General features: G+C 42.0%; 5 protein-coding genes. All 5 read left to right on the plus strand.

The window, feature by feature from the left end; translation table 11 throughout:
- The first annotated feature begins 27 nt into the window (after positions 1 to 27).
- Positions 28 to 2439: an ABC transporter permease gene (locus ACFS6H_RS09990; protein ID WP_386097872.1), complete on the plus strand. Its 2412-nt coding sequence runs from the start codon at positions 28 to 30 to the stop codon at positions 2437 to 2439.
- A 32-nt stretch (positions 2440 to 2471) separates the two neighbouring features.
- Positions 2472 to 4838, plus strand: a complete 2367-nt coding sequence (locus ACFS6H_RS09995) for an ABC transporter permease (protein WP_386097874.1) — start codon at positions 2472 to 2474, stop codon at positions 4836 to 4838.
- A 97-nt stretch (positions 4839 to 4935) separates the two neighbouring features.
- Positions 4936 to 7332 carry an ABC transporter permease gene (locus ACFS6H_RS10000; RefSeq protein WP_386097876.1) on the plus strand — a complete coding sequence of 799 codons (2397 nt, stop codon included), beginning with the start codon at positions 4936 to 4938 and terminating at the stop codon, positions 7330 to 7332.
- Positions 7333 to 7483: 151 nt separating this feature from the next.
- A complete protein-coding gene (locus ACFS6H_RS10005; RefSeq protein WP_386097878.1) occupies positions 7484 to 9868 on the plus strand; it encodes an ABC transporter permease in 2385 nt (794 codons plus the stop codon).
- A 42-nt stretch (positions 9869 to 9910) separates the two neighbouring features.
- Positions 9911 to 12295, plus strand: a complete 2385-nt coding sequence (locus tag ACFS6H_RS10010) for an ABC transporter permease (RefSeq protein WP_386097880.1) — start codon at positions 9911 to 9913, stop codon at positions 12293 to 12295.
- The last annotated feature ends 65 nt before the right edge of the window (positions 12296 to 12360 follow it).

The following is a 12360-nucleotide window of genomic DNA, read 5'->3' on the forward strand; positions in this document are numbered from 1 at the left end:
GTTTCTATAATTGATAAAAAAACAATCATGCTGAAAAATTATTTCAAAATAGCCTGGCGCAATTTAACCAGGAATATGATGTTTTCTACTGTCAATATCATAGGACTTTCTGTAGCGCTTATCAGTTTTTTACTGATCGCTTTTTATGTATTTGATGAGCTGACCTATGACCGTTTTCATAAAAAAGCAGACAATATATACCGGGTAGTAGAGAACAGGAAATCGCTGGAGGGAAAGGAAAGAAAAGTTGCCTCAACCAATTACCAGCTTACCGAAAGGGCAAAAGCCGATCTGCCGGAAGTGAAAGAGATGGTACGTTTGGGTGGCTTTGGCCGCACCAATATCTCCACGGAGAATGACCAGAATGTTTTTTACGGTGAATACTGGACCAGTAGCCCGCAATTGCTGGAAGTTTTTGATTTCAAATTACTGCAGGGTAATAAGGGTACTGCACTGGCAGAACCTAATACCGTGGTGATTACGGCAGAGATCGCTAAAAAATTATACGGAACAACAGATGTGATCAACAAGACCATTAAAGTGGATGACTCTATTCCCTATAAAGTAACAGGGGTGCTGGCGGACTTCCCCTCTAATTCCCAGTTGTCTTTTGACCTGTTGTTCTCCGAAACAAGCCTTGACGGGGAGCTGCGTCAGTCTTTTACCAGCGACTGGAGCTCTACTGATTTCACTACTTACTTTTTGTTAGATCCCGGGGCCGATATCAAAGGCCTCGAAAATAAACTGACCCGCCTGGTGGCTGATAACCGTAAAGTGGGTACCGATAAAAGCAACTATTTGCTGCAGCCTTTAACCGATGTACATTTTTATTCCGGTGATATTGAAGGTAACCTGGGTAAAACAGGCAGCATTACTTATATGTACATCTTTTCCGCTATTGCATTATTTATACTGTTGATAGCCTGTATCAATTACATGAATTTAACAACGGCCAGCTTTACCCGCCGTTCAAAAGAAATTGCGGTAAGGAAAGTTGCGGGGGCTTTGCGGCATAACCTGGTGGCGCAGTTCCTGTCAGAAGCCGTACTGACAACTTTTATTTCTTTAGCTATTGCATTGGTTAGTGTGAAATTCATACTGCCCGCTTTTAACGAGTTTGCCGGTAAAAAGTTTACACTGGGTGCAGGGACTGATTACCGCATCTGGATGGGTATCGGCATTATCGTAGTGCTGGTTAGTGTACTATCGGGTATATACCCGGCCCTTTTCCAGTCAGGTCTGAAACCGCTGCAGTTACTAAAGAATAAGATAAAAGTTGGTAAGGTTAATATTTCATTACGCCGCAGCCTGGTGGTATTCCAGTTTACACTTTCCATTATTATGATCATTGTTACGCTGGTAGTGTACCAGCAAATGAAATACATTAATAAAAAGGACCTGGGTTTTACCAAAGAACAATTGCTGGTAGTAGACATTAACAGTGGCAGTGTGCGCAGGAATGCTGAACTGATCCGTAATGAATTTGAAAAGCTGGCTGCCGTAAAAAATGTGTCCATTACTTCCCGGGTGCCTGGCGAGTGGAAAAATTTACGAAAGGTTAAAGTAGCTGACCGGCAGGCCGGTACCGCTGAAGTGAATGAAATGTATTTTTTAGGTGTGGATGACCAGTTTTTAACAACTTATGAGATAGGGTTAGCGCAGGGCCGGAATTTTATACATGGCAGTATGGCTGATTCTGCTTCTGTAATGATCAACCAGACGGCCGCAAAAAAAATGGGTATTACCGAAGCTAACGGCCAGTTGATAGAAATGCCTTTTTCGGCAAAAAGGCCTCCTTTTGTGGCCCGCGTGGTGGGCATCGTAGAAGATTTTAATTTTCAATCCCTGCACGAGCCTTTGGCGCCAATGGTGTTAGGCTTCCGCTCAAATCCCGTTCAGCTGATAGATTATTTTACCGCAAGGGTAGATCCTCAAAATATGGCGGCTACTATTAAACAAATGGAAGCGGTGTTATACAAAATAGATCCGACACATTTATTTGAATACCACTTTTTAGATAAACAATGGGAATTGTTTTATGCCGATGATAAAGTAAAACAGACCATCTTCCTGGCTGCTGCGGCATTGGCTATCCTGATCGCCTGCCTGGGCCTGTTTGGACTGGCTACTTATACAGCCCAGCAACGTATCAAAGAAATTGGTGTGCGCCGCGTATTAGGGGCCAGCATGCAAAGCATTGTGACCATGTTGTCAAAAGAGTTTTTATTACTGGTGTTAGTGGCGGCATTGATCGCCTTCCCGATAGGCTGGTGGTTTACCCATCAATGGCTGGATGCTTTTGCTTACCGGGTGGAAGTGGGCTGGTGGATATTTTTAACGGCCGGCCTGCTGGCCATGGCCATTGCCATGCTCACCATCAGTTACCAGGCCATCCAAGCTGCAATGGCCAACCCTGTGAAAAGTTTAAAGAATGAATAAGTTGGGGAACTATCCCGATAATAATAAAAGATATGCTAAAGAATTATTTTAAAATCGCCTGGAGGCAGCTGTCAAAAAGCAAATTCTACTCCTTTATCAATATCGGGGGTTTAAGTGTTGGCCTGGCAGTAGGCATACTGATCTTATTATGGGCTAAGGACGAATTAAGCTATGATCGTTTTCATAAAAACGCAGCCGGTATTTATAAGCTGGAAAACATGGCCGGTACAGGTACCAGCCGCCAGATATGGACCAATACTGCAGCGCCCATCGGGTTACTGGCAAAAAAAGAAATACCCGGTATAAAAGAGGTTGCTAGGCTAAGTTATAATGGTATTTATAACGAGTTTTTACAGGGCGATAAAAAGATAACGGAAGATAAAACATGGTTTACCGATGCTACCTTCTTTACTGTCTTTGATTTTAATATTATTGAAGGTAATGCTGCTGATCCTTTTCCCAATGCCAATACCGTGGTGCTGAGTGAAAGCGGCGCTAAAAAGTTTTTTGGTAAGGAAAATGCAATCGGTAAAGTGTTGGTAACGGATAATGCGGCCAGCTTTACCGTAACCGGTATTATTAAAGATATACCGGCCAACTCCTCCATACAAGGTGATATGTTTTTGCCGATGAGCGCCCTGGCCCGGGAAATGTATCGTGATAATAAAGAAGGACTGAATATTGATAATGATTTTCACCAGTTCAGTTATGATACTTACCTGTTGATGGATCCGGCTACTTCCTTAACTCCTTTACCGGATAAGATCAGGAATATTCATTTAAAACAGAAGGCCGATGATGTGGATGTGGCCTATCTGTTTTTACCGTTGCGCAAAATGCACCTGTACCACTCCGATGGCAGTGATAATGGCATGAGTGCTGTAACCACTTTTATTATTATTGCCATTATTATATTAGTAATTGCCTGTATCAACTATGTGAACCTGTCTACGTCACGCTCCATGTTAAGGGCTAAAGAAGTAAGCCTGCGTAAAATTGTGGGTGCAGCCAAATGGCAATTGTTCAGCCAGTTCATTGTAGAAACGGCAGTGGTCTTCTTATTGTCCACCATCCTGGCCTTGGGATTGATATATGTATTGATGCCACCGTTTAACCAGCTTTCGGGCAAGAACATGATCTTTTCGCTGGCTGACCCCGAATTGTGGAAGGTGTTGGCGATAGCCATTGCCGGTACTTTAGTAGCATCCAGCATTTACCCTGCCTTACTGTTGTCTTCTTTTGAGCCTATAAAAGCATTAAAGGGTAAAATATCCGCAAAACTGAGTGATACCTTCTTCAGGAAGGCATTGGTGGTGACACAGTTTTCCTTGTCTATTATCCTTATAGCCGGTACCATTGTGATAACCCGGCAGTTAAATTATTTACGTACCAAGAACCTGGGGTATGATAAGGAGCATGTTTTTGTATTGAACATGCGCAATATGCGCGGGCATTTTGATGCGGTAAAAGCAGAGCTGTTAAAAAGTGATGCCATTGCCGGTGTAACCTGGGCCAACAGTAATATTATTAATAACGGACAGCAGACAGGTAATAATAACTGGGCTGGTAAAGAAGAAGGAGAAACACTGATGCTTAGTCCTATGTCAGTTGATAAGGATTTTATTTCCTTTTTTAAACTCCCTTTGGCGTCTGGTAAAGGTTTTACCGGTGTGCCGGCAGATACCAGTTATTATATCTTAAATGAAACGGCAGTTGCGGCGGCAAGAATAGCTAACCCAATTGGTGCTAAGTTCAGTTTATGGGGCCGGGAAGGGACGATCATTGGTGTAACAAAGGATTTTCATTTTGGTTCTTTGCGCGAAAAAATAAAGCCGGCTATTTTTTATTACAATCCCGAAAGAGCCGGTGGCTTATATGTAAAAGCAAAACCTCAGCAGGCTACCGCTGCTATTGCAGCCGTGGAAAAACAATGGGCTAAATACAATGCGGATATTCCATTCAGTTACTCTTTTCTGGATGAAACAGTGGCCGCATTATATAAAGCGGAGGAGCGCACCAATATCCTGGTTAAATTATTTTCGGGCATAGCCATTTTTATTTCCTGCCTGGGCCTGTTAGGGCTGGCGGCGTATACGGCACAGCAACGTACCAAGGAGATAGGGGTGCGTAAGGTATTAGGCGCATCGGTTGCAGGCATTACCGGCTTGCTGATAAACGATTTTGTGAAACTGGTACTGATAGCAATGGTTATTGCGATCCCGGTTGCCTGGTATGTGGCACAACAATGGTTGCAGGACTTTGCCTATAAGATGGACCTGCAATGGACCATATTTGCGGCGGCAGGTATTATTGCTTTATTGATCGCTGTGGTTACTATCAGCTTTCAATCCATTAAAGCGGCATTGGCCAACCCGGTAATAAGTTTAAAAAATGAATAGGTAAAAAGCTGATAAGCGATAGGAACGTTGAAGGGTGCGACGCAACCATAGTTCCATAGTATTACTATAGCTGATAACATAAAAATAAAACGAACTCATGATCAAGAATTATTTCAAAATTGCCTGGCGTAATTTATTGAAGAATAAAAAGTCTTCATTCATTAATATCAGCGGACTGGCCATTGGAATGGCGGTGGCCATGCTGATAGGCTTATGGATCTGGGACGAATTATCCTACGATAAATACCACAAGAACTACGATAGGGTAGCCCAGGTATACCAGCGCCAGACCTGGAACGGACAGGTGTATACACAACAGGCATTGCCTTTCCCTATGGGAGAAGAGTTGCGGAGAAGTTATGGCAGTGATTTTAAGTATATCGCTATGGCATCCTGGGAGGGAGATCATATTTTAACTGTGGGCGATAAACATATTAATAAGAATGGTTTTTATATTGATAAACAGGGGCCTTCTATTTTAAGTTTAAAAATGCTGCATGGCGCTGTGAATGGTTTAGATAATCCTAACAGTATTATGCTTTCGGAAAGTACCGCCAAAGCTTTTTTTGGCGATGCGAATCCTATAAACCAGCTGATGAAAATTGACAGTAAGCTGGATGTAAAAGTGACTGGTGTTTATGAGGATTTGCCATATAACACTACGTTTAAAAATTTAAAATTTATTGCGCCATGGGAGCTTTACAAAACCGCGGAGCCATGGCTGGAACGTGCGGCCACACAATGGAACAATAACTCCTTCCAGTGTTTTGCACAAATAAATGAGAATACGGATTTTGCTACAGTTGATAAAAAGATCATTAATTCAAAACTGGACAAACAGGCCGAGGAGGATAAAAAGTTTAAAGCACAGATTTTTTTAAACCCGATGAAGGACTGGCATTTACGTTCGTCCTTTAAAGAAGGGATAAGGACCGGGGGCGCTATTGATTATGTATGGATGTTTGCCATCATCGGTGTGTTTGTATTGTTACTGGCCTGTATAAACTTTATGAACTTAAGTACCGCCCGTTCGGAAAGGCGGGCCAAGGAAGTAGGCATTCGTAAAACCGTAGGCTCGTTACGTGGTCAGCTGATCTGGCAATTTTTATGTGAGTCCATTTTAGTGGCATTTATTGCCTTTGTTTTTGCTATTGTATTAACACAACTGATCTTACCCTGGTTTAACCAGGTGGCAGATAAAAAAATGACCATCTTATGGGGTAGCCTGTGGTTTTGGGCAGCCGGTATTGGCTTTACCTTGTTTACCGGTTTAATTGCCGGCAGTTATCCTGCCTTATACCTGTCTTCGTTTAAACCCATAAAAGTATTAAAGGGCACTTTTAAAGTAGGCCGTTTAGCATCCCTGCCGCGTAAGGTATTGGTGGTAACACAGTTTACCGTATCGGTGGCTTTAATCATTGGTACCATCATCGTGTACCAGCAAATTCAGCATACCAAGAACCGCCCGGTGGGTTATGACCGCAATGGCCTGGTGATGATCATGATGCAATCGCCTGATTTTTACGGCAAGTTTGATGTGTTGCGTACCGAACTGAAAAAACAGGGTGCTATTGAAGAAATGGCTGAATCATCCAGCCCTATTACCTCGGTATGGAGCAACAGCGGCGGCTTTGACTGGGATGGTAAGGATCCTAATCTTGATACCGACTTTGCCACCTTCTGGGTTACGCATGAATATGGTAAAACCGTAGGTTTTGAAATAAAGGAAGGACGTGATTTTTCCCGTGATTTTGGCAGCGACACTGCAGCTATTTTGATCAATGAAGCAGCAGTGAAATTCATGAATATGAAAGATCCCATTGGTAAACAGGTGCGTTGGGATAGCAGGGGGAACCAATATCCTTATACCATTGTTGGTGTAGTGAAAGATATGGTGATGAACTCACCTTATAACCCGGTAAAACAGGCCGTGTATTTGCTCGATTACGAAAATGTAAATTTTATCAATTTAAAATTAAATCCTAAAAAAAGTACCAGCGAGTCGCTGGCTATTATTGAAAAAGTATTCCGCAGTACCATACCCACTGCTCCCTTCGATTATAAGTTTGCTGATACGGAATATGCTACCAAGTTTACACAGGAAGTACGTGTGGGTAAGCTGGCGGGTTTCTTTACCATACTGGCGATCATCATCAGTTGCCTGGGTTTATTTGGCCTGGCTTCATTTGTGGCGGAACAACGTACCAAGGAGATCGGTGTGCGTAAAATTGTCGGTGCCTCGGTATTCAATTTGTGGAAATTATTATCAAAGGATTTTGTAATACTGGTGGGTATAGCCTGTTTAATTGCCATGCCTATTGCGTATTACTATTTACATGGCTGGCTGGAAAAATACCAGTACCGTGTAAATATATCATGGTGGGTATTTGTGGCGGCAGTAGCCGGAGCAATTATTATTACCCTGTTAACGGTGAGTTTTCAGGCCATTAAAGCGGCAACCACTAACCCGGTTAAAAGCTTACGAACGGAATAGTGTTGAATTGTAGTGGGGCCGGCAGTGGTAACACCTGTCATCGTTCCTTGCGTCGCACACTTCAGCTGCAGTAATACTATTGAGCAGTATGAAAGCCTGACATAATACCAAAATCAATAACAGCCTTTGAGCTGTAACAAACTATAATTGTATGTTTAAAAGTTATTTTAAAACCCTGTTCCGGAATATTATCAAGAATAAAACTTATTCTATGATCAATATTACTGGTCTTGCTATTGGCATGGCAGCTGCCATACTTATTTTGTTATGGATACAAAATGAATTAAGTATTGACCGGTTTTATGAAAAGCAGGACAGGATATACCTGATGCATAACCGCGATAAAAGCCCGGATGGTGAAAAATGGGCATGGCCTAATACCCCTATTGTAATGGGGCCAACCTTAAAAAAAGATTATCCCGAGGTAGAAGATGTTGCGAGATACCGGAATGTAACTTTTTTATTGACCGTAGGTGAAAAGAAACTAAATCAGCGTGGTTCATTTGCCGATAGTACATTTTTTAATGTATTTAGCCTGCCTTTTTTAAAAGGAAATGCACAAACGGCATTGAATAACAAACATAGTATTGTATTGACCGAGAAGTTTGCAAAAGCTTTGTTTGGTGATGAGGATGCAATGGGTAAAATTGTGAAGGTTGATAGTACGCATAATTGTACCGTAACCGCTGTACTAAAAGACCTGCCCAATAATACCAGGTTTGAATTTGCCTATATGTTACCCTGGACATACCTGGAAGACATAGGATGGTCGGATGATAACTGGGGTAATAACGGCATCCGCACTTTTGTTTTACTGAAGGAAGGGGCATCACAGGCAACTTTTGATAAAAAAGTAGAGAACATTACTATCGATCATACAAAGGGTACCGCTAATGAATCCACTACCCAGGTATTTACCCACCCGTTAAGTAAAGTGCATTTGTACGGCAAATCGGAAGATGGTAAAATGGTAGGCGGACAAATTGAAACCGTAAAACTATTTGCTGTAATTGCCGCCTTTATACTGCTTATTGCCTGTATCAATTTTATGAATTTAAGTACGGCCCGCAGTGAAAAAAGAGCGAAGGAAGTGGGTATACGTAAAGTGGCCGGCGCCGGAAAACGGTTACTGATTTTACAATTTTTAGGAGAGAGTGTTTTTTTAAGCCTGATAGCATTTGTAATTGCCATTATTATTGTGCAATTGTCTTTAAGCGGCTTTAATTTGTTGGTGGGTAAAAATTTGTTCATCAACTATGCCGATCTGTTATTCTGGATATATTCTCTTGCCTTTGTTTTGTTTACCGGTATTATTGCGGGTAGCTACCCGGCCTTTTATTTGTCATCATTTAATCCTATAGGTGTATTGAAGGGTGTTTTTAAAAAATCAAAAACATTGGTGGCTCCCCGTAAAATATTAGTAACCGTACAATTCACCTTTGCTATTATACTTATTATAAGCACGGTGATCGTTGTAAGGCAAATTCAATACGGCTTAAACCGTCAAAGTGGTTATAACAGGGAAAACCTTATTTACCTGTTTACACAAGGTGATGTGGACAAGCACTATGCGGCTATTAAAAATGAAATGTTGAGTTCCGGCGCGGTTACGAGCATTACCCGTTCGGCCAACCCCATTACCCAGCGCTGGAGTGATAGCTGGGGTTTTAAATGGGAGGGCAGCAGTAAAAGTGATGAAAAGATAGACTTTTTGAGGTTAGGGACTGATGCAGATTTTATTAAAACCATCGGGGTAACGCTTTTACAGGGGCGTGATATAGATGTAAATAATTACCCGACCGACAGTAATGCGGTGATGCTTAATGAAGCTGCTGTAAAAGCCATGCGTGTGAAAGAGCCGCTTGGTATGGTAATAGGTGAAGTAGGTAATGATAATAAATGGACGGTGGTAGGTGTGGTAAAAGACTTTGTATTAGAATCACCTTACCAGCAAAATATTAATCCTACCATGATATTTGGACCTAATAAAGATTATGCCCAGATCATACATGCCAAACTGAACGCCCAAAATGCCACCGGCGAAAATATTGCGGCCATAGAAAAAATATTTAAAAAGTACAATCCTCAATACCCGGTTGATTATGTGTTTGCGGACGAATCTTATGCAAAAAAATTCCAGGATTCACAGCGCACGGGTAAACTGGCTGCCTTGTTTGCCGGGTTGACCATTTTTATTTCCTGCCTGGGATTGTTTGGGTTGGCTACTTATATGGCGGAGAGCCGTACCAAAGAAGTAGGGGTGCGTAAAGTGTTGGGCGCTTCGGTATTTAATGTAACGCTTTTGTTATCCAAAGAATTTTTACGTCTTGTAGTGGTTTCATTTATTATTGCTTCTCCTATAGCCTGGTATGCCATGAATAAATGGCTGGATAATTATTCTTACAGGATAAGCATTGAATGGTGGGTATTTGTTATTGCCGGCTTGCTGGCTTTATTAATTGCCCTTGTTACGGTAAGTTACCAGGCAATAAGAGCGGCACTGGCTAACCCGGTAAAATCTTTACGTACGGAATAGATAAACCATTTTCCTTTTGTATCACATAATAAAACTGTAGTTATGCTGAAAAATTATTTCAAAATTGCATGGAGGAGCCTCGGTAAGAAAAAGCTGTTTACATTTATTAATGTAACGGGTCTTACCCTGGGATTGACTTTTGTGGCGCTCATTGGCCTCTATGTGTATAATAATATTTCGGTTGACCGGGAACAGCCGGATAATGTGTACCGGGTTACTACAGCTTATAGTGCTGAGACAAAAAATGATGAAATAAATGCAGTGGGGCGGGCCCTGGTTCCGGCAATAGCACTAAACATACCGGAGGTGGATAAGGTAATTCCTTTAAAAAGCTTCAACGGTGTTAAGATTAAAAAAGGGACTGATTACTTTTACGATAAGCTGGCTTTGGCAGGAAAGGACTTTCTGCAGGCTTTTAATTTTCCTTTATTAAAAGGCAACCCGGCTACTGCGCTCAATGATCCTTTTTCTGTTGTATTGACAGATGAAATTGCAAAAAAATATTTTGGAAGAACAGATGTGTTAGGGGAAACACTGGTGATTGATGATTCTGTACCATTTAAAGTAACCGGGGTATTACAGAAATTACCACCATCCCATATAAACTTTGACGCCTTGCTTTCTTTTGACAGCTGGGAAAAATGGGGCGGCAATTTTGAACCATGGTTTACCTGGGATATGACCTGTTACGTAACCCTGAAGCCCGGTGTGGACAAAAATAAAGCGGAAGAAAAGATTGCGGCTTTATCCATGCAAAACAATAAAGAAGAATATAGCAAATTTGGTTATGATGTAAAACACCGGTTGGAACCGGTAAAGGGCATCTTTTTACACTCATCTATGCCGGGTTTTAACAGGCCTAAAGGAAGCATGTCACAATTATATATTCTCGCTGTAATTGGTATAGCTATGCTGTTACTGGCCTGTATTAATTTTATTAATTTAACAACGGCCTACCAGTCAGAAAGAACAATCGAAGTAGGCATCCGTAAAACCATGGGTGCAAAAAGCCTTTCGCTGATCCTGCAGTTTATGGTTGAAACCTTTGCCCTGATCCTGATCGCTTTCCTGTTAGCGATGGGCCTGGTTGTTTTATTGTTGCCCGTGGTTGAAAATATTTCAGGGCAGGTCATCTCTCTTCATATCCTCTATTCTCCTGTGGTAATTGCCGGCGGACTGGGATTGATATTATTGACCACATTGCTGGCAGGCTGGTATCCTTCGCTATTGTTATCGCGGCTTAACCCGATGGGGTCTATTAAAAAAGCCAGGAATATGGAACGGGGCAACTTTACATTGAGGAAAGCGTTGGTAGTATTCCAGTTTGCGGTATCGCTTATTCTTATTACCGGTACCATTATAGCTGCCAGGCAGTTCAACTATATACAAAGTAAGGATCTTGGGTTTAAAAAAGATGCTATTGTGATTGTGGACCTGCGTAAAGCGCCTTACCGTGAGTTTAGAAAAAATTATGAAAACATAAAAGACGAGTTACATAAAGTACCGGGTGTTAACTCTCTTGCAGGATCGGCAGGATTACCTGGTAAATATGGCTGGGACGGGCAATTGGTACAGGCCGAAGGCTTTGCCAGGGAAAAAAGCTTTACCATGGAGGTGATTCCTTCCGATATGGACTATGTACGTACCCTGGGGATTAAAATAGTAGCAGGCAGGGATTTTTCTTCGTCTTTTACGACAGACGCTACCAACGGTGTTTTACTGAATGAAGAAGCCTGTAAGTTAATTGGGTGGAATGCAAAAGAAGCGGTTGGTAAAATGGTCAGCACATCCGGCATGGATTCGGGTAGGGTAATTGGTGTAATGCAGAACTATCATCAGCATGGATTGCAGGAAAAAGTAAGCCCGGTATTGATCTTTAATGCGGGTTATGCATACAATTATATGGCCGTGCAGGTGAGTGGTGATGCGAAGAATGTTATTGGCGGATTAGCAGCCGTATGGGAAAAAAGATTCCCCGGTTATTCCTTTAATTATACCATGCTGGAAGATGATCTGGATAAACAATATGCGGAAGAGAACCGCCTGGCAAAAGTGATCAATATCTTTTCGGTGCTCACCGTCTTTATAGCGGCTTTGGGCTTATTTGGATTGGTAACTTTTATTACGGCACAACGTACCAAAGAAATTGGGGTGCGAAAGGTATTGGGCGCTTCGGTTGGCAGTATTATCGTTTTAATTGCCCGGCAGTTTTTATTGTTAGTAGGCATTGCCATCATTATTTCTATTCCAATTGCCTGGATGGCCGGCGAAGCCTGGTTACAGGATTTTGCTTATCGTATTTCCATTGAGTGGTGGATGTTTTTAGTAGCCGGTGTAGCCGCTGTGATCATTGCATTGTTTACGGTTAGTTACCAGGCAATAAGGGCCGCTCTGGTAAACCCGGTAAAAAGCCTGCGAACGGAATAGGTCGTAAAAAGTTGAGCAGCGGACAGGAAGATGAAGTGTGCGACGCAAGTAAAGCCGGGCAGGAT

Origin of the sequence: Terrimonas rubra (assembly GCF_042686025.1) — a bacterium.
GTDB classification, from domain to species: Bacteria; Bacteroidota; Bacteroidia; order Chitinophagales; family Chitinophagaceae; genus Terrimonas; species Terrimonas rubra.

Coding starts and splice junctions, on each gene's coding strand:
- ACFS6H_RS09995 (WP_386097874.1), top strand. CDS start 2,472: ATGCTAAAGAATTATTTTAAAATCGCCTGGAGGCAGCTGTCAAAAAGC.
- ACFS6H_RS10010 (WP_386097880.1), top strand. CDS start 9,911: ATGCTGAAAAATTATTTCAAAATTGCATGGAGGAGCCTCGGTAAGAAA.
- ACFS6H_RS10005 (WP_386097878.1), top strand. CDS start 7,484: ATGTTTAAAAGTTATTTTAAAACCCTGTTCCGGAATATTATCAAGAAT.
- ACFS6H_RS10000 (WP_386097876.1), top strand. CDS start 4,936: ATGATCAAGAATTATTTCAAAATTGCCTGGCGTAATTTATTGAAGAAT.
- ACFS6H_RS09990 (WP_386097872.1), top strand. CDS start 28: ATGCTGAAAAATTATTTCAAAATAGCCTGGCGCAATTTAACCAGGAAT.